This window comes from Massilia atriviolacea (assembly GCF_003953935.1).
Classification (GTDB): domain Bacteria; phylum Pseudomonadota; class Gammaproteobacteria; order Burkholderiales; family Burkholderiaceae_D; genus Telluria_A; species Telluria_A atriviolacea.
Genome location: NZ_RXLQ01000003.1, coordinates 511,368 through 538,175, shown reverse-complemented (window position 1 = coordinate 538,175; position 26,808 = coordinate 511,368). Strand labels below are relative to the sequence as shown.

Annotated in this window: 28 protein-coding genes; 5 read left to right on the top strand and 23 right to left on the bottom strand. The window is 63.7% G+C overall.

Annotated elements, in window-relative coordinates; translation table 11 throughout:
* Positions 1-48: 48 nt before the first annotated feature.
* Positions 49-462 (top strand): VOC family protein, encoded by a 414-nt coding sequence (locus tag EJB06_RS07745; protein WP_126073427.1) that lies wholly within the window; start codon positions 49-51, stop codon positions 460-462.
* A gap of 92 nt (positions 463-554) precedes the next feature.
* Here EJB06_RS07745 and EJB06_RS07740 read toward each other — a convergent pair whose 3' ends face one another.
* The 4 genes from EJB06_RS07740 to EJB06_RS07725 all read right to left on the bottom strand — a co-directional run bounded on the left by EJB06_RS07740 (position 555) and on the right by EJB06_RS07725 (position 4,295).
* On the bottom strand, positions 555-2,816 hold the full coding sequence (locus EJB06_RS07740) for a carboxy terminal-processing peptidase (protein WP_126073426.1): 2,262 nt from the start codon (positions 2,814-2,816) through the stop codon (positions 555-557).
* 173 nt (positions 2,817-2,989) lie between these two features.
* On the bottom strand, positions 2,990-3,499 hold the full coding sequence (locus EJB06_RS07735; RefSeq protein ID WP_126073425.1) for a hypothetical protein: 510 nt from the start codon (positions 3,497-3,499) through the stop codon (positions 2,990-2,992).
* A gap of 84 nt (positions 3,500-3,583) precedes the next feature.
* Positions 3,584-3,871: a DUF1963 domain-containing protein gene (locus EJB06_RS07730; protein WP_198420778.1), complete on the bottom strand. Its 288-nt coding sequence runs from the start codon at positions 3,869-3,871 to the stop codon at positions 3,584-3,586.
* Positions 3,872-4,046: 175 nt separating this feature from the next.
* Entirely contained in the window at positions 4,047-4,295 is a 249-nt protein-coding gene (locus EJB06_RS07725) for a DUF3297 family protein (RefSeq protein WP_126073423.1), read from the bottom strand.
* A gap of 116 nt (positions 4,296-4,411) precedes the next feature.
* Between EJB06_RS07725 and EJB06_RS07720 the strand changes: the two genes are divergently transcribed.
* On the top strand, positions 4,412-5,113 hold the full coding sequence (locus tag EJB06_RS07720) for a hypothetical protein (RefSeq protein ID WP_126073422.1): 702 nt from the start codon (positions 4,412-4,414) through the stop codon (positions 5,111-5,113).
* A 20-nt stretch (positions 5,114-5,133) separates the two neighbouring features.
* Here the strand turns inward: EJB06_RS07720 and EJB06_RS07715 are convergent, their stop codons facing one another.
* The 4 genes from EJB06_RS07715 to EJB06_RS07700 all read right to left on the bottom strand — a co-directional run bounded on the left by EJB06_RS07715 (position 5,134) and on the right by EJB06_RS07700 (position 8,196).
* On the bottom strand, positions 5,134-5,556 hold the full coding sequence (locus tag EJB06_RS07715) for a DUF7684 family protein (RefSeq protein WP_126073421.1): 423 nt from the start codon (positions 5,554-5,556) through the stop codon (positions 5,134-5,136).
* Positions 5,557-5,584: 28 nt separating this feature from the next.
* Positions 5,585-6,136: a thymidine kinase gene (locus EJB06_RS07710; protein ID WP_126073420.1), complete on the bottom strand. Its 552-nt coding sequence runs from the start codon at positions 6,134-6,136 to the stop codon at positions 5,585-5,587.
* Between the two features lie 69 nt (positions 6,137-6,205).
* The gene (locus tag EJB06_RS07705) at positions 6,206-7,132 is read right to left on the bottom strand and encodes an NADP-dependent oxidoreductase (protein WP_126073419.1); all 927 of its coding nucleotides are present in this window, start codon (positions 7,130-7,132) and stop codon (positions 6,206-6,208) included.
* Positions 7,129-8,196: an alkene reductase gene (locus EJB06_RS07700; RefSeq protein ID WP_126073418.1), complete on the bottom strand. Its 1,068-nt coding sequence runs from the start codon at positions 8,194-8,196 to the stop codon at positions 7,129-7,131. The genes EJB06_RS07705 and EJB06_RS07700 overlap by 4 nt, the downstream gene beginning before the upstream one ends.
* A 102-nt stretch (positions 8,197-8,298) precedes the next feature.
* Between EJB06_RS07700 and EJB06_RS07695 the strand changes: the two genes are divergently transcribed.
* Entirely contained in the window at positions 8,299-9,198 is a 900-nt protein-coding gene (locus EJB06_RS07695; RefSeq protein WP_126073417.1) for a LysR family transcriptional regulator, read from the top strand.
* Here the strand turns inward: EJB06_RS07695 and EJB06_RS07690 are convergent.
* Genes EJB06_RS07690 through EJB06_RS07680 form a run of 3 tightly spaced genes read right to left on the bottom strand, consistent with a single transcriptional unit; the run spans position 9,187 to position 12,810 of the window.
* On the bottom strand, positions 9,187-9,741 hold the full coding sequence (locus EJB06_RS07690; RefSeq protein ID WP_126073416.1) for a sugar O-acetyltransferase: 555 nt from the start codon (positions 9,739-9,741) through the stop codon (positions 9,187-9,189). The two genes, EJB06_RS07695 and EJB06_RS07690, sit on opposite strands and share 12 nt — an antisense overlap.
* A complete protein-coding gene (locus EJB06_RS07685) occupies positions 9,738-11,954 on the bottom strand; it encodes a penicillin acylase family protein (protein ID WP_126073415.1) in 2,217 nt (738 codons plus the stop codon). The genes EJB06_RS07690 and EJB06_RS07685 overlap by 4 nt, the downstream gene beginning before the upstream one ends.
* 49 nt (positions 11,955-12,003) lie before the next feature.
* On the bottom strand, positions 12,004-12,810 hold the full coding sequence (locus tag EJB06_RS07680; protein WP_126073414.1) for a hypothetical protein: 807 nt from the start codon (positions 12,808-12,810) through the stop codon (positions 12,004-12,006).
* Positions 12,811-12,890: 80 nt separating this feature from the next.
* On the opposite strand from EJB06_RS07680, the gene EJB06_RS07675 reads away from it, so the two are divergent.
* Together EJB06_RS07675 and EJB06_RS07670 are read left to right on the top strand one after the other, a co-directional pair.
* On the top strand, positions 12,891-13,433 hold the full coding sequence (locus EJB06_RS07675; RefSeq protein WP_126073413.1) for a hypothetical protein: 543 nt from the start codon (positions 12,891-12,893) through the stop codon (positions 13,431-13,433).
* Between the two features lie 751 nt (positions 13,434-14,184).
* Entirely contained in the window at positions 14,185-14,571 is a 387-nt protein-coding gene (locus EJB06_RS07670) for a hypothetical protein (RefSeq protein ID WP_126073412.1), read from the top strand.
* A gap of 869 nt (positions 14,572-15,440) precedes the next feature.
* On the opposite strand, the gene EJB06_RS07665 is transcribed toward EJB06_RS07670, so the two are convergent.
* The 12 genes from EJB06_RS07665 to EJB06_RS07610 form a co-directional block, all read right to left on the bottom strand.
* Positions 15,441-15,689 carry a hypothetical protein gene (locus tag EJB06_RS07665; protein ID WP_126073411.1) on the bottom strand — a complete coding sequence of 83 codons (249 nt, stop codon included), beginning with the start codon at positions 15,687-15,689 and terminating at the stop codon, positions 15,441-15,443.
* A complete protein-coding gene (locus tag EJB06_RS07660) occupies positions 15,686-16,081 on the bottom strand; it encodes a hypothetical protein (RefSeq protein ID WP_126073410.1) in 396 nt (131 codons plus the stop codon). Before EJB06_RS07660 ends, EJB06_RS07665 begins: the two co-directional genes overlap by 4 nt.
* Positions 16,078-16,569 carry a lysozyme gene (locus EJB06_RS07655; protein WP_126073409.1) on the bottom strand — a complete coding sequence of 164 codons (492 nt, stop codon included), beginning with the start codon at positions 16,567-16,569 and terminating at the stop codon, positions 16,078-16,080. The genes EJB06_RS07660 and EJB06_RS07655 overlap by 4 nt, the downstream gene beginning before the upstream one ends.
* Positions 16,559-16,780 carry a hypothetical protein gene (locus EJB06_RS07650; RefSeq protein ID WP_126073408.1) on the bottom strand — a complete coding sequence of 74 codons (222 nt, stop codon included), beginning with the start codon at positions 16,778-16,780 and terminating at the stop codon, positions 16,559-16,561. The genes EJB06_RS07655 and EJB06_RS07650 overlap by 11 nt, the downstream gene beginning before the upstream one ends.
* Before the next feature lie 124 nt (positions 16,781-16,904).
* Positions 16,905-19,109: a hypothetical protein gene (locus EJB06_RS07645; protein WP_126073407.1), complete on the bottom strand. Its 2,205-nt coding sequence runs from the start codon at positions 19,107-19,109 to the stop codon at positions 16,905-16,907.
* Positions 19,109-20,506 (bottom strand): hypothetical protein, encoded by a 1,398-nt coding sequence (locus EJB06_RS07640; RefSeq protein ID WP_126073406.1) that lies wholly within the window; start codon positions 20,504-20,506, stop codon positions 19,109-19,111. The genes EJB06_RS07645 and EJB06_RS07640 overlap by 1 nt, the downstream gene beginning before the upstream one ends.
* A gap of 24 nt (positions 20,507-20,530) precedes the next feature.
* Positions 20,531-22,630, bottom strand: a complete 2,100-nt coding sequence (locus EJB06_RS07635; RefSeq protein WP_126073405.1) for a hypothetical protein — start codon at positions 22,628-22,630, stop codon at positions 20,531-20,533.
* A gap of 25 nt (positions 22,631-22,655) precedes the next feature.
* Positions 22,656-22,928 (bottom strand): hypothetical protein, encoded by a 273-nt coding sequence (locus EJB06_RS07630; protein WP_126073404.1) that lies wholly within the window; start codon positions 22,926-22,928, stop codon positions 22,656-22,658.
* Positions 22,925-24,496, bottom strand: a complete 1,572-nt coding sequence (locus EJB06_RS07625; RefSeq protein ID WP_126073403.1) for a hypothetical protein — start codon at positions 24,494-24,496, stop codon at positions 22,925-22,927. Before EJB06_RS07625 ends, EJB06_RS07630 begins: the two co-directional genes overlap by 4 nt.
* 7 nt (positions 24,497-24,503) lie before the next feature.
* Positions 24,504-25,148 (bottom strand): hypothetical protein, encoded by a 645-nt coding sequence (locus EJB06_RS07620; RefSeq protein ID WP_126073402.1) that lies wholly within the window; start codon positions 25,146-25,148, stop codon positions 24,504-24,506.
* A complete protein-coding gene (locus EJB06_RS07615; protein WP_126073401.1) occupies positions 25,148-26,134 on the bottom strand; it encodes a hypothetical protein in 987 nt (328 codons plus the stop codon). Before EJB06_RS07615 ends, EJB06_RS07620 begins: the two co-directional genes overlap by 1 nt.
* 10 nt (positions 26,135-26,144) lie before the next feature.
* Entirely contained in the window at positions 26,145-26,807 is a 663-nt protein-coding gene (locus EJB06_RS07610; protein ID WP_126073400.1) for a phage adaptor protein, read from the bottom strand.
* Position 26,808 lies beyond the last annotated feature (1 nt).

The window sequence follows — 26,808 nt, the reverse complement described above, 5'->3', positions numbered from 1 at the left end:
TACGGGTGCCGCATGCGCACGACAAATTCACTTCTGGAGTGATTCACCATGATTGACCACATGACTTTTCGCGTGAGCGATATTGGACGCGCCAAAGCGTTTTACAGCGCCGCACTTGCGCCACTGGGCTATGCCCTTTGCTTCGAAGGCAACTACGGCGCGAACATGCTGGGGTTCGCCTTTCCCGACCCGTCCGAGCCGGACGGCAAAAAGGCCGATGTCTGGTTCATCGATGGCCCATCGCCATTCGGGGGCCCGGCAGCGACCAGCGGCTGCCACCTTGCCTGGCGGGCGGAAACGCGGGCGCAGGTCGATGCGTTTTACCAGGCCGCCATCGGCGCCGGTGGCAAGGACAATGGCGCTCCGGGCCTGCGCCCGGACTATCATGCGCATTACTATGGCGCCTTCGTCATCGATCCGGAAGGCAATAATATCGAAGCGGTCTGCCACTTTCCGGAGTGAGCCGCCGTACGGTGCGCAGTTGAGGTTCAGTACCGGCAGAAACGACGACGGGGCCTGTCAGGCCCCGTCGCTGTACTTTACCGCCTCCCTGCTCAGTTACCCGCTTTGACCGCCGGCAGATACGGCATCAGGCGCGCCGCCATGCGCGTGTCGGTCTTGAGCATGTCGATCTCGTCGGCCAGGATGTGCGCCGCTTCCTGCAGCATGACATCCTTGGCATCCTTGGCCGCTTTTTCGGCGGCCAGTTCGGATGCCAGGTTGCGCTCGTCGGCCTGCAAGCCGTCGTCCTGACGGTTCGGCTTGGTCGGCGCGGCCTTGGCCGTCTTGGCCGGCGGCGCCAGCTTGCTGCGCGCATCCTTGGCGTCGGTGACGTCGGCCGGGTCGTCGGTCACGGCGGCGCGCAGGGCCACCTGGCGCGCTTCGCGCTGCTTGGCCTTCGCTTCCAGCGCATCGCGTTCCTTGCGGCGCACCGCTTCATTCAGCGAAATCACGTTTTCCTTGCGCAGCTTACGCAGCTCGGCCATGTCTTCCTGCAAATACTGGAAATCCTTGTCCTTGGCGATGCGGGTTTCGTGACGCTTTTGCAGCGGGGCGATCAGTTGCTTGAGATTGCCCGACGGCGTGTACTGCACCGGCTTGATCGCCACCCACGGCAAGGCATTGTCGTAGCTCGATTCGCCGAAGCCTTCCGGATCGGAGGTGACCGGCATCTTGATGTCGGGCGTGACGCCGCGCAATTGCGTGGTGCCCCCGTTGATGCGGAAGAATTGCGCAATCGTCATCTTGAGCTCGCCGTAGCGGGCTTTTTCGCCCGGGTTGCCACGGTCGAGGTTGACCAGGGTCTGGACCGTGCCCTTGCCGAAGCTCGGCTCGCCCAGCACCAGCCCGCGGCCGTAATCCTGGATGGCGGCGGCGAAAATCTCGGAAGCCGAGGCCGAACCACGGTTAATCAGCACGCCCATCGGGCCATCCCACGCCAGCCCGGCCTGGGTGTCGCTCTCGACCGCCACGCCGCCGTCGGCGCTGCGCTGCATCACGACCGGGCCCTTGTCGATGAACAGGCCGGTCAGCTCGACCGCCTCGCCCAGGGCGCCGCCGCCATTGTTGCGCAGGTCGATCAGGACGTTGTCGACCTTTTCTTTCTTGAGCTCGCCCAGGATGCGGGCCACGTCGCGCGTGGCGCTCTTGTAATCCTTGTCGCCACGGCGGCGCGCTTCGAAGTCCAGGTAGAAGGTCGGCAGCGAAATCACGCCCACCCGGCGCTTGACGCCGCCGTCCTTGACTTCGATGATGGTTTTCTTGGCGGCCTGCTCTTCCATATTGATCTTCTTGCGCACCAGCGCCACCGTCACGGTCTTGCCGTCGGTGCCGGCGTCGACCGGCAGCACGTTCAGGCGCACCACCGATTCCTTGGGACCACGGATCAGCTGGACCACGTCGTCGATGCGCCAGCCGAGTACATCGGTAAAGCCCGGCGAATCGGCCTGGGCCACGCCGACGATGCGGTCGCCCACTTTCAGCTTGCCGGACATGCCGGCCGGGCTGCCGACCACGATTTCGCGAATGACGGTGTAGTCTTCGCGCTGTTGCAGCACGGCGCCGATGCCGTCCAGCGACAGGCGCATGGCGATGGCAAAATTATCGGCCGAACGCGGGCCGAGGTAATTGGTGTGCGGCTCGATCGAGGTGGCGTAGGCGTTCATGAAGGTCATGAACACGTCTTCGCTGTCGACCTTGCCCATGCGGCTGACGTAGTTTTCGTAGCGCTTGTCGAGCGTTTCGCGGATCGATTTTTCATCTTTGCCGGCCAGCTTGAGGCGCAGCCAGTCGTTCTTGACGCGCTTGCGCCAGAGGTCGCGCGCTTCCTCGATGTTCTTGGGCCAGGCGGCTTTTTCGCGGTCGATCTGGAAGGTTTCGTCGGCGGTGAAGTCGAACTTGCCTTTGAGCAGCTCACGCGAATACGCGAAGCGCTCGTTGAAGCGCTGCTGGTACAGGCTGTACATGGAGAACGGCGTGGTCAGGTTTTCGGCCTTGATCGCATCGTCGAGCTTGGTGCGCACGCCCTCGAAACTGTCGATATCGCTTTGCACGAAGTGCAGGCGGTCGCTGTCGAGCGACTTCAGGTAGCGGTCGAAAATCTTTTCCGACATCGCATCGTCGAGCGGGGTGATCTTGTAATGGTGGCGTCCGAAGACCGTGGCGGCCCAGGTGGCTGCCTGGGTTTGGGTGGCAATCGGCTTGAGCGGCGCGGCGCCGGCCTTGGCTGGCTGGGTGACCGCCTTGACGGGCTGCGGGACTGCCGCGTTTGTTGTCGCGGCAAATGCCAGTGCGACCATCAACATATGCTTCTTCATTCGTTGTCTCTCCGAGCGGGAACTGGTGTTATCTGCGGGCGAAACCGGACACTGCAAGGTCGCCCAGCCGCTAAATCGGCTATTCCAGCTGATTCTAACAGGATAGTGGCGTAGTACAGAGCCAGCCACGCGTCGCCGCGAAACCGAGCTTACGGGCTGATGGGTCTACGGGTTCACGGATTTACAAATTGAAACAGGTGTGGGCGGAAGTAAAACAGCAGCCACAGCGCGCCGCCGATGATAAACAGATAAGGCCAGGAACGCAGCGCGATGCGCCAGTCGACTACCGACGGCCAGAAGCGCAGGAACTGGGGCGCCAGCGCCAGCGCGACGAGCAGGTCGAACGCTTCGAACTGCCAGGGCTGGCGCGTGCGCCACCATGCCACGCAGAACGGCAGCAGCACGATCAGCAGCGGCGCCAGCGCCGTCGGCGCGGCGTTGTACCAGCGCACCCGGGTCAGCGTGACCGAGCCCAGTTCCCAGTGCCTGCCGACGCGGCGCGGGATGACGGTAAACGACGCGGGCCGCGCCCCGGTCAGCAGGCCGACCACGTAATGGGCCAGTTCGTGGCAGATGGTGCCGGCGACCGTGAACAGGAAAAAGATGGGATGGGCGCCGGCCAGCACGCGGATCAACAGCGCCAGGGCGGCCGAGGGCGCGAGGTAAAGAAGGATGTCGTTCATGCTACAGGGAATGTGCCGGCGTTCATCGCCGCACTTATACCATAGACCAGCTCGCCAAGACGCTAGCCGCGTACTGTGCGCGTTTCAATAAAACTGGCAATCCCAGCGCCACTGGCCATCGGCCGCGCGGAAAAAGTAGCCGACGCCGTTGTCGCCCCACATCCAGCCGATTTTTTCTTCCGACCCGACCTGGAACACGACGTCGTGGCGGCCGGCGCCGTGCTGGATTTCATACGGATAAGCGCCGACTTTGGTGCCGATAGTGCGCGTAACATCGTCGAAAAACGCCTCGGTCGCAGCCTCGTCCTCATTGACACGGGCCAGGTCGACGGGTTCCCACGCGCCCTCCCAGCCCGGAGCATCGTCGTCCACGCGGGTCCAGCGGACGGGAGCAAGATCCAGTGCACCTTATTCCTTTGCACAAAGTAATATCCCCGATGACAGCGCCGCGATGTGTAAACAGGGCGGCAATGTCAGCGGGGATGGAAACGGATCACGGGTTTGTCTGCCCGGCCCGATAGCGGCCGGACGGCGTCGCAGCGCTCTATTATTTATAGAACGCTTCGACCGTGCCTTTGAGTTTGATGAGCATCGGATGGCCCTTGCGGTCCAGCGCTTTGCCGGATGGGATCTTGATCCAGCCTTCGCTGATGCAGTATTCCTCGACGTTCTGGTACTCTTTACCGTTGAGCTTGATAGCGACGTCGCGTTCGAACGCTGCTTCGTTGTGGAAAGGGCTGCGCGGATCGATCGACAGGCGGTCGGGCAATTGGGGGAGTGTAGTGGTATCGTTCATGGGCGAATTATCTCCCAGATCGGCGATGAGTACAACGCTCTTGCCGCCTTTTGCGTCAATGGCAAGTATGGCATCATGCGCCTTTCGGGCAAGCCGCCCACACTGACAAGGACATCATGACAGCACTGACACGACTCTGGGATGCGGAAGACGCGATGCGCGACGGCCGCCACGACGACGCCCTGCAAGGCTTTATCTGGTTCTACCAGCACGCCCTGGACGAAGATCCCTCGCTGGAAGAACTGCGCTACTACCTGATCGGCATGTGGGTCGAGCTGGGCCGGATCGATCCCAAGGCGCTCGACGCGCTGCGCACCATCCGCGCCGACAAGGCCAAGGCCCTGCTGGCCGGCGACAAGGACCGGGAAACGTTCTGGGATATCGTCATCATCGATGCGGAACTCGACGAGGCGGCGGCGACCTACCAGTTCTACAAGGCGCTGGCCGAAGCGTCGCCGGTGTTTGCCGCCGAGTGCGCGCTGATTGCCATGCCGGCCATTGTCGAAGCGCAGGATTATGCCCTCGCGGCAAAACTGATGCCGCCGGCAGAGCCCTTCGTGCGCGAAATGGCACGCGTGCTGGAACAGGATATCGCGGCAATCAAGCAGCGGCCGTTTTCGCCCGCACCTGAGCGGCGCGCCGAAATCGCCACCTACGTCACCGAAGTACAGCGGGTGCTCACGGTGCTGGCCGGAAACGGCGAACGTGAGGAAGCGGCCAGCATCAAGGCGCTGGCAGTGAGCCTGATCAAAAACCCGTCCGTGCGCAGGGATGTGGCAGCCGGACTGAGCAAGCGATCAAAGGCGCAGCGTACCTGAGGCCATCGATATCGGGAAACTCACGCTGCCGCGTAAGCCTGCAGCAGCGCGTCCTCGTTGGCGGCATCGGCAATATGCAGCAAGACCGTCTGCTTCAATTCCACCACCGGATGCGCGGCATCGTATTTGCAGAAGCCGAACACCTCCTCGATCGGATCGTCCGCATGCCACGAGGTGGGGATGAAATGCTGGTCGGGGATATCGCCGAAGTCGAACGCTTCGATATTGGCCATATCCACCGCGTCATCCCAGGAACTGCAATCGACGCCCCAGGCGATCATGTAGCGGCAACCGGATTTGACGATCCAGGCGCTGACCTGCGCTTGCCATTCGGGCGCGACCGCCGCGTCGGCGATCACCACCATCTTGTACGGCGCCGGCTTGAGCCGCCCTGTGGGCAGCCTGCCGGGTGCGAGATGAATATAGGTGACAGGATGGGACATGCAAACACCTCCTTACCCTCGGGCCAGATCAGCCCGCGTAAAAACACCGGCCGCAAGCCTGGCGATACTGCTCGTTGCCGCCGATGCTGACTTGCTCGCCTTCCCTGATCCGCTTGCCCTGCCCGTCCACGCGGATATTCATCGTGGCTTTTTTGCCGCAGGTGCAGATATTCTTCAATTCCTCGATATCGTCGGCCAGCGCCAGCAAATAGGCCGATCCGGGAAACGGCTCGCCCCGGAAATCGCTGCGCAAACCGTAGCAGATCACCGGCACGCCGCGCACCTGGGCCAGCTGGTGCAATTGCTGCACCTGCGCGGTCGACAAAAACTGCGCTTCGTCGACCAGCACGCACGCCACTTTCGGCACCTCGTTCAGGAAATCGGTGGCGCCGTCGAAGATATCGACCTCGCGCTGCGGGCCAAGGCGCGACGTCACCTGCCCGACGCCATAGCGGCTGTCGATCGCGGCCGTGTACAGCTTGACCTGCTGGCCCTGCTCTTCATAGTTATGCGCTACCTGAAGCAAGGCCGTCGATTTGCCGGCGTTCATCGCCGAATACCTGAAATAAAGTTTTGCCACTGCGTGTTCCCACCGATTGAAGCGCGTCATTATAGCAAGCACGGCCGGCGCTCCTGTTGCACCTTAGCATCAGCGAGAGAAATCGACGACCACCTTGCCCGGCGCATGCCCGGTATGGGTCTGCTCGATTGCCTGCGCCAGGCCGTCGATGCCGGTCACCCGCGCGATGGTCGAACGCACGGTGCCCGCCGCGACCATGCCGGCGATCTCGCCTAACTGCCGGCGGTCCGGGACCATCGTGAACCACAGGCCGCGCCGCCCGCCTGGCACGCGCGCGCCGATGTCGGGTGCGGCCGTGCTGACGATGGCGCCGTCGGCGGCCAGCACCTGCCACGAGCGGTCCAGCGCATCGCCGCCGACCAGGTCGAGCACCAGCGCCACATCGCCCACCTGCTCCTCGAAGCGCTCGGCGTGGCGGTCGAACACGCGGTCCGCGCCCAGCGCCAGGACATGCGCGCGGCTCGCCGCCGATGCCGTCGCCAGCACCACCGCGCCCGCCGCTTTTGCGAACTGCACCGCAAAGCCCCCCACCGCGCCGGAGGCGCCGTGGATCAGCACCTGGCGCCCGGGCAGCAGCGGGCCGGCGGCGCGCAAGGCCTGCCACGCCGTCAGGCCGGCCACCGGCAGCGCCGCCGCCTGCACGTCGTCGAGACCCTGCGGCACCAGCGCCAGCCTGTGCGCATCGATCGCCACCGCATCGGCGTAGGCTCCCAGCCGTCCCAGCGCCCCCATGACGCGGTCCCCTGGCGCAAATCCTGTCACGCCGTCGCCGAGCGCGATCACCTCGCCGGCCAGTTCGATGCCGAGGGCGGCCGGCAGCGCCAGCGGGAACACCGCTTGCAGATAGCCCTGGCGGATCTTCCAGTCCAGCGCGTTGACGCCGGCGGCGCGCACCCGCACCAGCACTTCGCCGGCGCCCGGCGCGGGAACGTCGACCTGGTCGACCTGCACCAGCTCCTGGCCGCCGTAGGCGTGGATGCGAACAGCGCGGTTCATGCCGCTTCTCCCAGGATTGGATAGTCAAGGTAGCCGGCCGTGCCGGGCGAATAGAAGCTCGCCTGGTCGGGCGTGTTGAGCGGCGCGTCGAGCCGGAAGCGCCGCACCAGATCGGGATTGGCCAGGTACAGGCCGCCGAAGACCGCGGCGTCGGCACGCTGCGCGCCGATGGCCGCGTCGGCGCTGTCCTTCACCAGACCGCCGCCTTGCAGGTAGGCGCCGCCGAACAGCGGCCGCAGCGCCGCGTGATAGTCGAACGATGTCTTGAACAGCGCCACGTGCAGGTAGGCCAGCTTGAGCGGGGCGAGCTCGCGCACCAGATGGACATAGGTCTCCTGCGGCGTGGCGTCGCTGATGTCGTTAAAGCCCATCTCCGGTGCGATCTTGATGCCCACACGCGCGCCGCCTGCCTCGCTCACCATCGCCGCCAGCACGTCGAGGATGAAGCGCGCGCGGTTCTCGAGCGAGCCGCCGTACTGGTCGGTGCGCTGGTTGGTCGACGAGGACAGGAACTGCTCCGGCAAATAGCCCGATGCGGCGTGCAGCTCGACCCCGTCGAAACCGGCGGCGAGCGCATTGCGGGTCGCGACCCGGTACTCGTCGATCACGTCCAGCACCTCGCCGCTGGACAAGGCGCGCGGCTGCGTCAGTTCGAGCGGGCCGGTGGCGGTATAGACCGTGCCGGCCGGCGTGACAGCCGATGGCGCGACCGGCGCCGCGCCGTCCGGCAGCATGCTCGGATGCGAGATGCGGCCGACGTGCATCAGCTGCATGAAGATGCGGCCGCCCTTGCGGTGCACGGCATCGGTGACGCTCTTCCAGGCGGCGATCTGCGCGGCCGAATGGATGCCGGGCGTGCGCACATAACCCTTGCCCATCGGGCCGGGAAAGGTGCCCTCGGTGATCAGCAGGCCGGCGTCGGCGCGCTGTTCGTAGTAGGTGGCGGTGGCCGTGGACGGCACGCCGCTGGCGTCGTCGGCGCGCGAACGCGTCATGGGCGCCATCACGATGCGGTTGGGCAGGGTGAGCTGGCCGAGTGCGAGTGGAGTGAATAAGCTGTTCATCTGATTCCCTTCTGGCTGAGTGAGCAGTCATGGTACATTGCTGCACCTATGATATAAACAGATGAAATCAGCATTCACTGCTGCATAAATGGAGCAATAGACGTGCAACTACTCAACTACATGCAGCTCTACGTGGAAGTGGCGAAAACGCGGAATTTCCGCAAGGCGGCCGACACGCTCGGGATGTCCAGCTCCACCTTGTCGCGCAATATCGCCGCGCTGGAAAAGGAGATCGGCGTGCGCCTGCTGCACCGTTCCACCCGGCGGGTCGAGCTGACCGAGGCCGGGCAGGCTTACTTCAACCGCTGCCAGAGCATCGTGGACGAAGCCAACGTGGCGCACGAAGCGCTGCGCGGCGAGGCGCTGCATCCGAGCGGCACGCTGCGCATCTCGATGCCGGTCGACCTGGCTATCAACTACCTGGCGCCGCTGCTGGCCGACTTCGCCGTCGCCTACCCCTTGATCGACTTCGAGCTCGAAGCGTCCTCGCGCCGGGTCGACCTGCTGGCCGATCCCTTCGACCTGGCGATCCGCATGGGGCCAGCGCCGGCCGCGCCATCGACACTGGTGGCACGCCAGATTGCGCTGCTGGAGCGGCAGCTGTACGCGGCGCCGGCCTACCTCGACCGCGCGCCGCCGCTCGATCATCCCGACGACCTGGCGCAGCACGCGCTGTGCGTCGCCCCGGGCGCGATGCGCGACGGATGGACGCTGTTCAACGGCGCGGCCAGCAGCACGGTGCAGGTCAAGACGCGCTTCGCGATGAACAGCGTGGGCCTGAGCCGCGCGCTGGCCGCCGAGGGCGCCGGGATTGCGGTCCTCGACAGCGTGATCGCGCGCGACGAACTGGCCTCGGGACGCCTGCGGCGGGTGCTGCCGCAATGGAGCCTGGCGCCGATCCAGGTGCACGCGATTACCGATACGCGCCTGGTCTCGGCGCGCACGCGGCTGTTCGTCGATTTTATAAAGGAGCGCCTGGCTGCCCGCAATTCAAGCGGCTAACACACGCGCAGGGTTGCCCACCGCCGTGGCGCCGGCCGGCACGTCGCGCGTGACCACGCTGCCTGCGCCGATGACGGCGTCGTCTCCGATCGTCACGCCCGGCAGGATGATGGCGCCGCCGCCGATCCAGACATTGCGGCCGATCGTGACCGGACGCCCGAACGCCACCCCCGCCTGACGCTGCGCCGGATCGCGCGGATGGTCCGCCGCGTAGATCTGCACGGCCGGTCCGATCTCGGTACCGTCGCCGATGGTCACGCTCACCACGTCCAGGATGACGCAGTTAAAGTTCAGGAAAACGTTCTTGCCGAGCCGGATGTTATAGCCGTAATCGCAGTGGAACGGCGGACGGATCACCGCGCCCTCGCCCACCGCGCCGAACTGCTCGGCCAGCAAAGCGCGGCGCGCCGATACCGGCTCGGCCAGCGCGGCGTTGTAGCGCACCATCCACGCCTTGGCGGCCGCCTGGTCGGCCTGGATTTCGGGGTCGCGCGGAAGGTAGGCTTCGCCGGCCAGCATCTTCTGTTTTTCGGTCAGGCTCATTTGCTCTCCAATTGGCCGGGGTGGTATTTGCGTTCGAGGTGCTTCTCGATATCCGCCTTGTAGAACAGGACATCCTTGAACTGTCCCTTGCTGTACATCTCGGCCTGGTCGCTGAAATGGGGCGAGGCCGGATTGGCGCTGTTGCCGCCGGCCAGAATGCTCCTGGCGCGCACGCGCGGCCCGAACTCCACGACCGCCACGAAGCTGTTGCCACGGTCGCCGTAAATGCGCCTGGTGTTTTGCGGCGCCACCATGCCGAAGGCGGCCAGCGAGCCCCAGTTGGCCGACGCGAACGCCACCGGATAACTCGGCTTGGCATCGTCGTACTGCTGCCTGACGTCGCCGCTGATGCGCTGGAAGCGGTTGATATCGCCCCACGGCGTCTGCCAGCTGCCGAAATCGGCCTCCAGCTTCGCCGTGGCGCGCACCAGCGCCTGCAGGCGCTCGGCCGGCTCCAGGCTGTCGCGAATGTAGTCGAGCGTCGGCACGCCCCTGGCCCTGGCGGCGGCACTCGCCTTGTCGACCATGTCCTGGCCCCAGTAGATGGCCAGCGAGGTCGGGACCGAATCGACGCTGTAGCGCCGGTCCCACCCGCGCAGGGTGAGCATCTGCGGCGCCAGCTGCGTCTTGAGCGCATCGCCGTCGGGCAGTGCGTCGTATGCGGCGGCCAGCGAGGCGATCAGCGGGTCGAAGGCGATCAGGTGGCTGTCGTAGGCGGCGGCGATCAGGGTGTCGAGCGTGAAGTCCTTGCGCTTGTCCAGCACGGCCACGGCATGCAGGCCGCGCGCGTTTTCCGGCAGCGACCACATATACAGCGGGTAATCCTGCTGGCGCGGGCTGCTGGCGCCCGACGCCGCGAACGGCCAGTTGTTGGTGTTCTGGATCCAGCCGCTGGCAGGATTGTGCAGCGTGATGGTCTCGTCGATGGCGTGCAGGCCTTGCCACTCGGTGGCCGGATTGCTGCCGTCGACGGGCTTTTTCCAGTCGAAAGCCGTATCGCGCCGGGGCACGAAGTTCCCATGGAAGTAAGCGATGTGGCCGTCGGCGTCCGCATACACGGTATTGTTCGACGAGTTGGTGCGCAACTCCATCGTCTTGCGGAACTGCCTGTAATTGCGCGCCTTGGTGCGCGTGTACGATTGCGTCAGGGCCTTGAGCGGTTCTTCCATCAATTTGACCGACACCCATTTGCCGCCCTCCTCGCGCACCACCGGACCATGGTGGCTGAAGTAGGCGGTCACGGTCTTGCTGGCCATGCCGCCTGGCGTCTTGTAGGGCAGATTCAGCGTCACTTCGCGCAGGGCGCGCTCGCCGCTGCCGTATTTATAGACGTACTTGCCGTCCTTTTCGCTCACCGTTTCGAGGTATTCGTCGATCACGTCGCCGCCGCCCGAGGTGTGCATCCAGCCCGCCTTGTCGTTGAAGCCCTGGTAGACGAAGAACTGGCCCCAGGTCACGGCGCCGTAGGCGTTCAGGCCCTCGTCGCTGACCATGTGGACTTCGGGGCGGAAGTAAAACGAGGTATGGGGATTGATCAGCAGGAGCGCGTGCCCGGACAGGCTCAGTTTGGGGGCAATGGCAAAGCCGTTGGAGCCGCGCGGTTCCTTGTCCAGCGCATTGCCGGCGTCGGCCAGCGCCGGCCCGGGCTTCTTGCCGTAGAACTGTTCCAGGGCCTTCAGGTCGATCGATTCGATGTCGCCGCCGATGCTGCCTTCGCTGAACGCCAGCGCCATCCACGGCTCGAAGTGCGTGATCAGCCTGGGTTTGACCTCGGGATGCGTATGCAGGTAGAAGTTCAGGCCATCGGCAAAGGCGACCATCAGCTTCTTGAGCCACGCCGGGCTGGCCGCGTATCTGGCCTGCATGTCCTCGGGCGTGATGAACATCTTCATGCGCAGGTCGCGCCAGACTTCGGCCTCGCCTTCGACTTCGGCCAGGCGCCCCAGTGCATTGATGTAATTGAGTTCGACCCGGTTGAAATCGTCCTCCGCCTGCGCGTACAGCAGGCCGAAGACGGCATCGGCATCGGTCTTGCCGAAGACGTGGGGAATGCCCCACTTGTCGCGCATGATGGTCACGCGCTGCGCCGTCTTGTGCCAGCGCGCCTGTTCGGCTGACACGCCGGCGCGCTTGTCCGGCGCGGCCAGGGCGGGCAGCGCGGCGCCGACGGTGGCGCAGCCCAGCAAGGTCGAAACGAGAAAAGGTCGAAACATCGATGCATCTCCTGACGATATTCAATGGCGCGCTGGCGCCGGCGTTCTGCTAGGCGGTGGGCTCGCCCAGTGCCGCGAGACGCTCCTTGAGAGCCTGGTTTTCGGCGCTGAGGGCGTCGACCTTCTCGCGCAGGGTTGCCACCTGGGCGCGCAGTTCGGTTCCGGCGTCTGCTGGCGGTTCCTTGGGCGGACGGCTCGCCGCCTTCTGTTCGCGCACCTGGCGCGCCGCCTGCTGCAGCTCCTTGCGTCCGCCGGCGACGGCCGCGATCTGCACCGATTCCGGCAACGACGCCACATTGGCGGCGGCGTTGATCGAAATGGTCCCCGAGCGCACCGCTTCGACCAGCTGCGGCGTGGCCGCTTTCTGGATGCGTTCGATCTGGCTGATGGTATTGCTCGACACGCGGGCGGCCTTGGCCACGTCTTCGCGCGTGTTCCAGGGCGGCGACTCGGGCACCCTGGCCGCTTCCGGCGCGCTTTGCTCGGATGGTGTCGATTTGGACGCTTCCGGCTCGGCGGCGCGCTGCGCCACGCGCGCGGCGACGATGTCCTTCTTGCGCAGCGCGAGCACGCCGCGCTGGTAGTCGGACACGCTGCGGCGCGCCAGGTGGTTATCGATCATCCACAGCATGACGTCATCGAGCGAAGCGAAGGTCGCGTTCTGGACGGTCTTGAATTCGATGGCGTGCTTCTGGCAGATCTCGTAGCGATTGTGGCCGTCGATCAGCACATCGTTCCACAGCACCAGGGCGTCGCGACAGCCCTCGGCCAGCAGGCTGCGTTCGAGCGCGGCGTATTCGTTGGCGGTGAGCGGGTCGATGAAGGAACGCAGTTCCTCGTTGATAGTGATGTTCAATTCGTGTCCTTGTAAGTACTGCGGCGGGCCGGACTGCGGCGCGCCGCCACGAATGCTACACGATCCCGCTTGGGAGGGGAATGCGAAACGAGCTGGCGGAAGATGGGGAGATTGGGGAAAGGTGGCGGAGCTTTGAACTTGGCAAAACCGCCGCCATCGCTGGTGCCCGGACCGGAATCGAACCGGCACGCCCTTGCGACTCCGGGATGTCACGTCTGGCGACTTTTGCTTTTAAATCGGCGGCATATATCGATTTCAATCGTCATCACCTGCAAACAGCTTCAGCTCAGTCCGGTTGCCTGCTCTGCACATCATTAACTGGCCTGCCGCGTCAGGGGCAGTGTAGATTTCCCGGTCCGGCGGCGCGTGCTTCGGACTCGCAGCCGCTTAATCAGGCTGTACGTATTGTATTGCTTAAATTTCCTTACTCAAAATTCCTGGTAGCCCGCCAGCGTTGTCAGTCCATTGACCGACTTGGAACTATTCCGAGAATTGCGCATCTAACCCTGAAATCAGGTGGAGAAATTTTATTTATTCATCAAAAGTGGTCGGACAGTGATTGCATTTGTTGTGTTCGCTTAAACAAGCCGGATTATGCCCAACACAACCATAAGGAAATATAAACGCACAAATTCAGGTGAAAAACATTCACCAGAAGCGTTAAAGTACTGGCTGATAAATTCGATGTCATTCAATTCCTTGGCTCGGATGATGCAAAATCAAAAAACTCCGATGAACTCCATCGTGACGTCGGCCAATTCTCAGCGGCAGTGAATGGCTCGATACATCGTCTTAAAGGCAAAATGAGTCACCCTCCGATGCATTACTCGTGGGGTTGTGACGATGACGATGATTTACCGCAGAGAAGCCAATGCGACGGCGGCGATGAAGGACCCGGGGGAGGATGGGATTGGGGGCCAGGAGATGGCGGCTACGAAACTCGATACAGATGTACTATAGGGCCAGTTCCTATCTGCACAATCACCGAAACATTGCCACATCCGAGTCCCTATCCAGAAGACTGCGGCTTACCGGCTATGGGTCCCAGTTCGCCAACGATCTGCGGCATTACCGGCTTCTTCTGCGCAGCTCCGGGACAGCTCCCGCTTCCTCCGGCGGAAACCGTCGAGTAACGTAAGCAAAAATGCGATAAAAAATATGATCGGGACATGGACGAATGCAAGGCATACTCTCGAGCAATGGATTCGCGATCTTACGCCGCATGCAGAGAGAGAGCGGCTGCTTATTTGGCAGAATTCCTTCGTGCTGCTGAGCAGCCATGATTTTATTTAATCACAATGCCAGGCAGGAAAGCAGAATCTGATCGCCTGGCCCTCAGGAATCTCTATGACACTCCCACGAATTGAAATCTACTTGAACGAGCAATCCGGAATTTCGATTGTTCATGTCAAAAAGAATCAAGATGCATCGATCATCAATCTTTCATTGAACAGACTAGAGGCAGCAGGCTCGAATGATGGCGCCATCATGTTAGGAAAACCTTTGTTAGCCATATTGAAGATGTGGCATCCTGAAGCGCTTCAAGACGTTCCTGCTGAGGCGCCTATGTCGCGCGCCGAGATCAAGGCATCGGTGGCCCAGGAATTGATTGGGATGTCTATTTCGGAGCGTACAGATTTTTATGTCTCCACAATTGACAAACTACTTACCGAATCAAGCCAAGAACTGGGTACTGATTTCCTCATAAACAGTTGGCCGGTTTTACGTGCACGTATTGAGAGTTTTAAAACCTTGGATTAGGCAATCGTCCTTTCATCCGCCGCAGCTTGGATCATCCTGGATGGGTGCGTGGGCTTCGTGTGCGTAAGCGTCGCGGCGTGATTGCCGCAAGCGCGCTTTATCTGGATGGCTCGAGCAGGTGTCCGCATCGACAGTCACCCCGAGATCACGGCTTCTGATCCTCGTGCCGGTGGTAGCTACCTGCTGCTGGGCGGTCTGTCCGCGCGTCTCAGCCGACACCGTGGCAGTATCGGCGGCCTCGACTGCCGCGTTCTGGATGGTGCCGCGCCGCTGGGGTGGTGATGGCTCGCTTTGCGCGCAAGTCCAGCAGCGCGTGGTCGCCCGCACCGCAGATCATCCATCAGCCGGGGTCGCCAGACCGCGAACAGCACAGATAACAAAGGGAATACGCTAATTCGAGATCAGCGGCCTTCGCGCCAAGGCTGGTAGCGATCCGAAGAAAGCAGTGGAATTGCAGGTGCACAGCACAAAGTGGACATGCGACGCCGACAATGATGGCCCACTACCTGCGGCATCGATGCGGCAAACTGGTCAAGACCGCAAAGAAGTTTTGCGGAACTCGGCCATTTTGCGGAGCTGCCACGAATTTTCAGCTATCAGAAAATTCGCCAAGTCCTTGATTTTTGTGGTGCCCGGAGCCGGAATCGATAGACCTTACAAATCAACGGCTTGCGCTTCGCATTGGCAATTTGCCGCCAATTTATTCTCAGCCGTTTTAAGCAGCAGCTCGGTGAGCTCAGCGTCTCGACGTCGATAGTATGCCAGCAATTCAGCGCTGACCAGTTGCAGCGGAGAGACACTATCGTCCCGGACGGTCATTTTGAACAGCAACGTGCCTAGAGGGTCGTCGGCGTCAGGGCGGTCGTCCGTCACAGGCACCCCGCGATCACGGCTTCCAGCTGGGCCTCGTACTTGAGGTGCAGCGGCAGGTCGCGCGCCAGGGCCAGCACCTTCTCGCCCGCGCTGGCATCCGGCGCCAGGGTGCGCGTGGCGAAGGTCGGCCGGGCCGGCGCCGCCGTCACGCATGGGCGGTAGACCGGCACCTTGACCTCTTGCACGACCGGCGCCGTCGCGCAGGCGGTGAGCAGCAACAGGACCACCAGGATCAAATACTTCATCGGGTAGCCTCCAAGATCAGATCGACGGTCGGCATGGCCTCGTCGCAGGTGGCCGCGCGCGCCGCGGCAGCTTTCGCCAGAACCGCATCGAGGCGCCGGGCGGATGCCGCGGCAACCTTCTGCGCCGCGGCGCCGCGGTCGTCGGCGGCCAGCTTCGCCGCGCCCGCGGCTTCCACCGCGGCATTCTGCAACTGCACCGCGGTGCGCAACTGGGCGCTGACAGCTTGTTCCGCGGCGAGGTCGGCTAGCGCCTTGTCGCGCGCGCTGGCCGCGGCCCACCAGCCGGTGCCGCCCGCGGAAGCGACCACCAGCAGGACCGCCAGCAAAACTACCGCGGCGATTTTCCAGATACCGGCCACCGCGCCCGCGGCCAGCGTGCTCAGGGCGCTCATTGGGCCGCCACGCATTGCGCATGCGAGCGCTGGCGATCCGTCCATACGCCCGCGCACCGCTTGTTCCCCGGCGTCGAACAGTCGTAGCCGGCGGCGAACCGGTACAGCAGGATCGCATCGCAGGCGGCCCGGTAATCGCCCACGTTCAGGCGCTTGACGATGGTGCTGCCGCAGAACGCCGCCGAGCCGATGTTGTAGGTCAGGTCGACATAAACGTCGTACTCGGCCTGCGTCAGCGGCGCGCGCACGCACTGCTTGATGGCACCCTCGTAGGTCCGGACGTCGAGCAGCGCGCGCTGGGCGGCCTTTACCGGCGTGGTACGGTCGCCCATCTTGACGCCGCCGGTGGTGCCGAAGCCGATAGTCGGCACGTCGCCTTTCGTCGGGATGACCACCGTATCGGTGTAGCCCTCGCGCGTAAGCATGCCCACGAACGCGCCGGCGCTCAGCACCAGAACACCGATGCCCATGCGGATATTATTCGCCATCGCTCGCCTCCGTGATCCGATCCGACTCGCGCTTGCGCCGCACCAGGCGGTCGCGCAGCAGCAGCGTGATCTGCAAGGCCATGTAGATGATCGTGAGCACGGCCACCCAATCGGCCAAGGCCATGTTGAAGAGCTGGCTGTAGGCCGTGACGGCGGCGGGCGGGGAGAGTTTTGCTACAGCCTCAAGGGCTTGGTTCGTTGGGTCGCGCATTCTTGACTTTCAATGAAAAGGCCACCCGGAGGTGGCCTATAATGGGGAAAACTACAGGGGGGGAAACATGTCTTTCGATCCAATTCAGCTTGGCGCTACCTTGGCCTTCATCATCAATGCCTGGTTAGCGGGGCGGCGCGGCGAGTAGGCGACGCTGCCGGTCCTCCTCCCCCTCCATTCCCATCAGCGCCGCCGGCGAAAGCATCAGGCCGCGCGCGCGCAACTGCGCAGGCGCCCGCGCCGGCCCGGCGATGTTCAGCGGGACATTCATCGCACGGTTCGCCTGCATGCCGAGCGAGATGTTTTGCAGCGGCTGAGCAATCATGCTTTGGCCGAACGGGATTTTAGACAGGAACGGCAAATCCGCAATTCGGTCGAGAAGCATGGCGCCGCCGGTACCAGCTGTGTTCGAATTATTCACTGCACTGCCGGCCGGCTGGAACTGCTCGTAGCTGGCAACCCTGCCGATGGCCTTCATCTGCGCGATTTGCTCAGGCGCAAAGAACAGCTTAAGCTTGCGGTCCCCGATCTGAGACAGCGCCTTGTTGTAGGCCGACTGGCTGAAATTGCCTACCTCGTCGGCGGCGCCGTTCAGCGCGCGCGTCTTGAGGAACGACGTGATCTGCTCGCGCACCGCGTTCATCGCCTCCGGACTTTTCTTGATCGAGTTCCGCATCATGTTGACGTCCATCACATTGGCGTTGCCACCACTGCCGACGATGAACTTCTGGACGAATTGGTCGGGCTCGATGCCGTCGCGCACCGCTTGCAGGGCGGGCGTCTTCTCGACAACGCCCATCCACTCCCGGTTCACGCGCCGCGCCCTGTTGAAGGCGTTGATTGCGCTCTGACCCATGCTTTCCTGCGCCGGAGCGCCTAAGCCGCCTGGCACGGTCAACTGGTTGCTTCCGCTTGGCGCCGGCGTCGGCCGCGCCCCGACCAGAGGCGTTTCGTCCAGCGCCTGGCGAACCAAGCCCAAGGCCGTGCGAACATTGCCGTCGCTGCTGTTCCGCTGGACCTTGGCGATGCCGGTTTTGAACTGCTCGGCAATTTCCACGGTAAGCGGCGTTTCTCGATTGGCAAACTGGTTCAGCTTGTTGCGGATATCTGGCGTCAAAAAGCTTTCGACATTTGCCTCGTGCAGCAGGTCTCCGGCCCTGTTCGTGAAAGTGTGCGGATCAAGCTCGGCGCTTCGGCCGGAATTGTCGCGCGCCCGGTCGTACAGCTTTTTGAGAACGCCTTGCACCCTATCGTTGCGCTTCTCAAGGGCACCGATGACCCGGCTTCCGCCTGCGTACGCATCGTCGGCCGCGCTGGCGCCCAGGTCGTTGAGGCCGGTCGTCAGCTGCCGGTTGTTGGCGTTCTGCGTCTGCCCAAGCTGCTGGGCCGCCGGGTCTTTGCTGTTGATGCCCAGCTTCGCCAGATTCTTTTGACGCGTCACGGTTGCCGGGTCCAGGGTCAAGCCGGCCGCTGTTGGCGTGGTTCCGGTCAGGCGGTAATCGGCCAGCCTGCGCACCGCGTCAGGCGACAGGTCTGGGCTGATCTTGTACGCCTTCGCCACGTCATCGCGGATGCTCTGCGCCACCTGGCCCGGCAGGTCGCCCAGTTTGATTCCGCTTTGCTCCAGCGCGTTGTTGATCTTGATATCGATCTGGATTTGCTGCTGAGCCGACGGCACGGGCGGCACCGCCGGGCGCAAGCGGTTGCCAATGGCGCCGGCTGCGCGTTGGGCGCCGCCGATGGCAAATGGCGCCGCCACCCCGGCGCCCAAGGACGCCAGCAACTGCGACCCCTCGTTGCCGCCAGTCTCGCGCGTGTAGCCGCCGGCTGCGCCAGCAGCAGCGCCCGATGCCAACTGCTTAACCGGGGCTGCCGCCAGCCCGCGCGCTACAGCTTGCGTCGTGCCGCTTGTCATCGTCGCGGCCTTGCCAGCTGCGCCGATAATGCCGGCGGAACCGGCTGCCAAGCGAGCAGCATCGCCAACGACGCGCTCTTGAGCATTTTCCGGACTTGGCAGGCCCATGACGTTTGCCAGCGTGCCGCCGGTGTCCGCGCGCGGTTTATTGCCCAGGATCGGCGCGGCCAGCGTACGCAGCGGGTTACCGACGAAGCTGTCGAACGTGCCCCCCAGCCCTTCAAGGCCGTAGCGTGCAGCCAGTCCTGTTTGACGCGGCACGCTCGACACGAAGTCGTTGAGCTGTTCGCCGAAACCCTTTTCCTTCGGCGTGGGCGCGTCGAACAGGTCCGCAGACAGGTCGCGCCCGCCTTGCTTCGGCTTTGCTGCCGGCGCCGGGCCGAACAGCTCGTCTGATAAATCACGTCCTGCCATTATTGACCTCCAATCGTGTAGCCCCTGGCGCGCGCCGCCGCCGTAACCTCGGCCGTGGTGCGCCCGCTTTTGCGTGCCGTTTCTGCGATATCGGACAGGGAGATGCTTTTGCGCGCCTCCGGTGCTGATGGCGATGCTGACTGCTGCTGCGCGCCGCCGGCATATCGCTGGTTGATTTCCTTGATCGACTGGAGCGCCACCTTTTTCAGCGCAGCCGGCACCGTAGGATCGCCGATCTGGCCGGCCATCTGACGGTACAGCATCACGTCCTTGTCGGACTGCGGGCCTTCCATGCGCGGCTGGTTCATCATAATTGAGCCTTCCAGCACCTTGAGCTGTGCGATGTTCTGCGCGCCCGGCGTGGCTCGCCCGATGAATTGGTTGGCCTGGTCAATACTGGCGCCAGCGTAAGACCCGGTGGCGCCGTCGAGCAGCTTCTCGGCGCTGTCAATTACCGACACGAGGCCCTGCGCCTGTTTTTCCCGTTTGAGCGTCTGCTCGCCTCGAACCGGCTGGCCGTCCATGCCGATGGCTGGGCGCGCCTGACCGGTGGCCTTGTCGATCAGCATCGGGCCGTTCAGCGGGTCGTTGATAATCTGCGTACGCTGGCCCTGGCGGGTGAGCTCGTTCAGTTCGCGCGCACGCGAGTCAGTCATGTTCTGGCCGCGTGCGGTGAGCGCATTGCTCGCCAGCGATTCCAGCGTCTGTTTTTTGCCGATCGATGCCTTGATCTGCCCGGTGTAAGGGTCGATCATGTCGTTGCTCTGGCCGCTGTCCACCTTCTCCAGCTTGCGTGCGACTTCCAGCGGCACCGGCTGGCCGACGTTGCCGTCCTCGTAGTACGGCGCATACATGACCTTGCCGCCCACCTGCACCTCTTGCCAGTTCTTCACCTTCGGCTGGAACTTGAGCGCCGACGTTTCCTGCGCGTCGGCCTGCTGCTGAAAGCCGGCGCGGCGCAGCTCGTCGGCCAGCTGCATGCGCTCGGCGTACGGTGTCGATGCGCCGGCGCCGCCGGGGGCGAACTGTTGCGGCGCGGCGCCAGGTTGAGGCTGGCCGCCCTGCATCGGCTGCTGCATGCCGCCGCCGGCTTGCGCGCCGCCCATCTGGCGCTTGGAGAAGAAATCTTGCAGGCGCGCCTGCTCGGCCTGCGCGCGCTCCTTCTGCGCCATTTCGGCCTGCATCTCCTTCATCTGCATCTCGCGCATCATCTGCGCCTGCTTCATCTGCTCCTGCTGCATCGCACGGTCCTCGACGGCCTGCTTCCCCTGCACATACCCGCCCATGCCCGTGCCGAGGATTTGCCCGATGCTGCTGCGCTGGCGCGACGGCCCGGACCGTTCCGACATCTGTGCGGCAGCGGACAAAAGACCCATCGTCTGCGGGTCGGAAAACATATCAAGAAGTCCCATATTTCGTCCTTAGTATCGTGGCTGTACGTTTTGGGCGCTCGGGCCGCCGTTGGTGCCGCCGCCGAACAGGCCGGCAATGCCGTTCAGCAGGCCGGAGCTTTGCAGGCCGTTGTAGAGGCCCAGGCCAGCCGTTGCGCCGGCGATGATGTTGCCGGTTTTGTTCTCGTACAGCGGCTGCGAGGTGGTCGTCGACTGGTTTGCGCTCAGGTATGGAGCGAGCAAGCCGTTGACCTTCGCGGCATTGTTCAGGCCATAGGCATCCTGATTGCCTGCGATCTGGTAGGCGTTATTCAGCAGGCCGCCCAGCCCGGACATGCCGTTTTGCAGGTTCTGGCTGTTCAGGTTGTTCTGGCCCATCTGCGCGTTCAGGTTGTTGCTGGCCGCCTGGTTCTGCGCGTTCTGGTTGTTCGCTCCGACCGCCAGTTGCGCACCCTGATTCGCCAGGTTGGTTTGCTGCTGCCAGCCGCCATTCGTCAGCCCCACCTGCATGCTGTTGTTCTGGTTTTGCAGATCGCGCTGCTGCTGGAGCTGCGCATTCGTCTGGTAGGTTTGCAACTGCGACTGCATATTCGCCATGTTGGCGGCCTGCTGGTTATTTGCGCTGGCAATGGCCGCCTGGTTCTGGTTCCCGCTCAGCCCTTGCATGGCCGACAGCGCGCGGTTCGAATCAGTCTCGTACGCGCCGGCCTGCGCGGCAACGGCGGCGTCCGTGTTGTACTGGCCGAACTGCGCCAGCGTGCGCTGCTGCTCGCGCGCGAAGTCGCCAATTGCGCGCCCCTCGGCGATACCCTGGCGCGAACCGCCGTACTGTCCGGATGCGATGGCGCCGCCCCGGATGCCCGGCATGATCTGCTCCATCAGGTTGCGCGTGCTGTCGGCTTGCTGCGACTGAAAGGCGTTCGTCGACTGGTTGATGCCCTTCTGAATGGCGCCGGTCAAATATGGGTTTGCGCCGGCCGGACCGTTGATCATTTTATCGAACGGGTTCGTCAGGTCCATGTTGTTCTGCGCCGGGCCGCTCACGCCGACGCCCTGCACGTCACTTGGACGCTGCATGAAAGCGCCGTTTTTGATCGCCTCGGGCGCCTGCATCGATGCGGCCTGCGCCATCGGCGTGTTACCCATCAGCGATGCCTGCATTTGCGGCGCCGTACCCGGCTGCATCTGCTGGTAAGCGCCGTTGCGAATCGTGGTCATGTCGCCCTTGGCGTCTTGCAGATACGCCCCGGCGGCGTTGCCGTAATCCTTTGTCGCCTGCGACTGAGGCGTGTCGAGATAGTTCTTGTAGCGGTCGAGTAAGCCGCCAGTGGCTCCGTTGCCAAACAGCATCGAGTCGATGCGCGGATCGAGCGAATTTTTGGTCGTGGTGGTGTCGGCACCGGCGCCGCCTGTATTGTTGCCCGCCAGCGCGCCGGCGGCAGTGAGGCCGAGCTTTACCGCGCCACCCGGACCGCCGACCGCATCAAGCAGGCCGCCTGCTGGCTTTGGCGCCTCGCCCTGATTTGGCGGTTTCTCGCCGGATGCCGGTTGCGTGCTGGTTGGCGATTGAACACCTCCGAGCAGCCCGGCGCCTGCGCCAGCAACACCACCCACAGTGCCAGCCAAACCAGCCCCGGCGCCGGCCGTGGAACCGTTGATGATGACTTGCGGAATCGCACCGCCTACCGTTCCTGCGGCGCCGCCAGCGACGCCGCCAGCAGTTGCCCCGGCCGCGCTGCCACCAACCGAGCCGGTCGTGCCTGCGATGCCCTCCGACGCAATCGCGCCCGCACCGGAGCCGGTGCCCCCCACGCTGCCCAGCAGGCCCTGACCTACGCCAGAAAGGGCCTTGCCGCCGAAATAGCCGGCCACCACATCGGCCACGCCGTGCAGCTGCCCGGCCGGCCCGGTGTCGAGGCCCTCCGACGCTGCCAGGTCGTAGTAGCGCTGCCCTGGACTGCCGTACAGATTCACCAGCGCCTCGTTGTCGCTGCCGGTTGCCGCGTTCCAGACCTTGGTAGACAGCGGGTCAATGCCCGTGAACAGCCGCGTAGGGTCCTTGACAACGTCCTTGATGAGGTTCTTCGTGAACGAATTTTCGAATCCGACGAGTTTTTTCAGCCAGCCCATATTTTCCTCTTTCCAGTTTGTGAGGTCAGCCTAAAAAGACCCACGTTGTTAATTTGAAGATGTACACGCCCCGGCCGCTGCCAGGGTTCCAGTGCGGCGCGCCAGCGGCGTACCGGATATCGCCGTCGCGCGGCTTGAGCGGGGCGACTGTTTGCGGGTCGAGGTGGCCGGCCGCCAGCAGCGTGATCGCTCCGGACACCTTGTCGAATTCCTCGCGCACGAAGCGCAGCAGATCGTCAGCCGATGCCGGCACCTGGCCGGGCGTGTAATTGACCGTTCCGAGATTTGGCGTTCTCACCATTTACCTCCGTCGATGATCGAAAAATCGTAGCTGTCCAGGCGCCACTGCACGGCCGTGCCCGATTCGAAGCGGATGGCCGGGTAACGGAACGAGGCGAAGCCGTCGCACGCGATGGTCTGGCCGATGACGTGTTGCATGGTCGCGGTCCATTCCGGGTCGGCGAACGGGTCCGTTTGGTGCCCGCCGATCTTGACGATCACCGTTTCGCCAGGGTTGCCGGTAATGCGCGCGCGCACGCCGTTGATCGTCTTGACCCGCTCGTCGTCGCCGAAGCTCAGCGCGCGCCGCTCCAGATAGGAGGATGCGAGCGCGCCATTGAACGTCGCCGAGCTGTCCAACAGGAATAGGTTCGGCCCGGCCGCCGCCATCAGCACGCGCGCGGTGTTCGGCGTGAAGTCGGGGCCGTTCCATGCGGTCAGGTCCGAATCCCAGCTGTCCTGATCGGCGGCCCAGCTTCCGCTCAGTGTGCTGTCGACCGGGCCGTAATTCGCGTGGTGCAGGCTCGGGATCGTGCGGTAGCTGACCGTGCGGTCCTTGTAGTTCCAGACCAGTGCTTTGTTCGGGATCGTGTTGCCGATGCTCGGGTAGCAGACAAACACCTCGTTGAGAAACGGGTTCTTGAACACGAAAGCCCGGTCGGCGCTGGACACGTCCATGTCCTGAAACAGCGCGCGTCGGGCGGCCTTGTCGAGCACCTGGGCAGGCGACTGGCCGTCGTGGATCACGACGTCGGAACCGGTCAGCACGAAGTGGAGGCCGTCGATTTCCACGATGCAGTTGCGGTTCATGGCACCGGACAGGCCGAGCACCTTGGAGAAGCGGAACACGAAATCGCCGCCGATCTTGTCCATGCGCCAGACCGATTGCTCCTTGTAGATCATGAAGCTGTCGCGCAGCTGCAAGCCGTCGATGATCTGGTCGCCGCCTTCTGCGAGGTCGTATTCGCCCGCGTCCTTCGTGCCGTCGTCTTTGTCCCATGAAATCGGGATGCCGCCCGGGTCTGCCGGGTGCGACCACTTCACCATGTAGGGGAAGGTGTTGCCACCCCTGCTTACGTGCAGAGCAACGAGGTAGTTCGAATACGCGCGCAGCGACTTGCAGGTCGTGTTGTCCGGCCAGTTATCCAACTTGACGCACCGGTTCGCCACGTTCAAGTCCCAGCGCTGCGGCGGGTCGACCAGATTGCCCGCGTTCAGGATCGGGATGCCCGACAGAACCGTGCTGGTCCATGCGTTCGGCGCGCCCGCGTAGTTCACGTCGACGCCGCCGGTCTGCCGCGTGATGTTCGTGTGCACATCGGTGCCGCTGACGGCCGTGACGGCGTAGATTTTGGCCTCGCCGGCATACAGCCAGTAGCGTGTTGCGCCGACGTTCACCGGCACCACGTGCAGCGGCGTGACAGCCGGCGTGCCGTACACCGGGCCGTGCCCGTAGAACTGGCGCACCGAGCCGTCGAGGAAACGCATGTTGCTTGCGTCCGTCCATGCCTGCGGCGGCAGCTTGTGCGGCGAGATGTCCTTGATGACGCCAGCCGCGCCGGCGTCAGGGACTTTGAAAATTGGCATAGATGGCCTATTCGAAATAGGTAAGCGTGATAATTGAGCCAAGAGGGGCAACAATCGGGTAGCTGGCACCTGGCGTAACCGCGACCCCGGGGTAGGCCACAGGCGTCGCATAATCGCCAACACCACCGAGGAACGTTTTTCCGAGCCCGGTCGCGTTTGCGCCGACCGTAGCCCCCGAGGCCGTGTAGCTGTAATTCACAGTGGCGGTCCACTGCTGCGGCGAACCTGGCATCGCGCCGCCAGTAATCGGGCCGCTCGGCTGCCATCCGGCCTGGTACGAGACAGAAGCGCTGCCGGCAAGCGATGGCCCCGACCTCACTGTGGTGTTCAGGATGTAGGTGCCGCCGCTGTATTGGGCCACCTGATATTCAGTCCACGAGCCGGCGCCGGCATTGATCGCGCTGGCCGCTGCCGACGCGGCCGCCTGCGCGTTATCCCATGTGGCCACGCCGGGATTAGGGCCTCCGGTTCCGATAAGCCACGTCACCACTGCGACGACGACGCTTGTGGCGGTTGTTCCGCCGGGCGAGCCATCCTGCCCCCGCCCCAGCATGTCAACCGAAGTCGTTGTCATCGGCGCGACCCACGTGCCATCAGCGTAAAACGACACCTGCACGAGGCGCCGCGAGCTTGCGTAGAATTCCTCGTCCATCAGCGCATCACTTTCACGAAAATCGTGGCGCCGCCGTCATCGCTGAACAGCAGCACGTTATCGGTGCCGGAGGTCTGAAAGGTCACGTTTGCGAGCGCCGCCGTCGCCTTGTACGAGCCGTCGTAGTTGATGTACGTCGCGCCGGTGATCGTCGGGATGCCGCCGGCAGCGAGGTTCACGCCCTTGACGCGCAGCGAGGCATAGATGCCGGCCGGCGGCCAATTGGTCACCGTCAGGGTCTTGGCGCCGGATGCTGGCGCCCAGCGCTGCGACCGTCCGTTGCGATAGTCCAGCGTGCCCGACGCGCCGTTGTCGTAGTGCCGCACAGCCTCTGCAACAGCCGTGCCGTCTGCGCGGGTGACCGTGGCCCGGAACGACGTCGTCGTCAGCGCAAGCACGTCCACCTCGTCGCCGGCGGCCAGGGTGATCGACCCGCCCTTGATCGTGAGGTTCGCGCCCTGGATCATGTAGAACCCGGTCGCGGCGATCAGCTTGCGCTTTGCCCCTGCGCGCGGCGCCGCAGCGAAGCCGGTAACGGCCGTGCTGCCGGTCAGGAGCCGGGTACTGCCGATGCCGGACCAGATATCAGGCGCGGCGGCCGTGGCCACGTCCGGCGCCATGGCGTCGTTGAAGCTTGCCCAATCCTTCCAGCTGGAAGTCGTGCCATCCGTCGAGATGATTTTGCCGCCGTTGCCAGCCTGGTCGGGGAGCGAGCTGGCAAACGACAGGCCGTTCACGTAGGCATAGGTAACCGCGTCGGCGGTATTCTGCTTGGCGTCGAGCTGCACCTGAATCGGGCTTGTGACGCCCACAAGATAGTTGATCTGCGTGTGCGTTGCGTTGACCGCGCCGGCGATCTGCGTCCACGACGCCTTGAGCACGGATTTGATCATGCGGATCTGGTCGTCGCCCTGGGATTTCGGATCGGCCGCAGTCGGATTCGCGGTGTTCAGGTCGGTGATGTAGGTTGCAGTTTCGAGAGCCATGATTTTCCTGTTAATAGCAGCGGCGCGACAGCATCGACGTCGGCACGTCTGTGGTCAGCACGCCGACCGATCGGCTTTGGTGCTCGCTGTTGTTGATTTCCTGGATTGCCTGGTCGAACATGCTTTTCCACAGGCCGATGCGCTCGTCCGCGCCGATGAACGGGGCCGACTCCAGTAGCGCGCCGTACAGGTACAGGTCCGGGTATTGAGACAGCAGGTAGTTTGTCGGCGCCTGGGCGGTCAGTCTGAAGCGCGCGCGGTAGCGAAGCGTGATCGGATATGCCTGGTCTGGTACGCGGTCGAACGCGAGCATCGTGCCATCCACTGCCCAGTACGTCGGCATGCCGGAATCGCTGGCTACCGGCATTTGCTCAACCACGAGCGGCGTCAACTTGGCTCGCGGCTGGTTCGCATCCAGCCACACCGCCGACGGCGCCACGTAATCGGACGGCAGCACCACGAAGCGCGAGCCCGGCGTCATCACCAGGGCAGCGTCCACGCCCATCACGCGCACGCGCGCTAGGCGGTTGATGCGCGATTCGGCCAAGAGGATGAAGTCCGGCACGCGCGCCGCCAGGTCGCTGCGATGAAGCCAGTTTTTGACGGTTTCGACCAGCCAGAAATAATCCTGGCTGGTGATGTCGTCTGGGGTGCTGGGGGCAACAATGCTCATG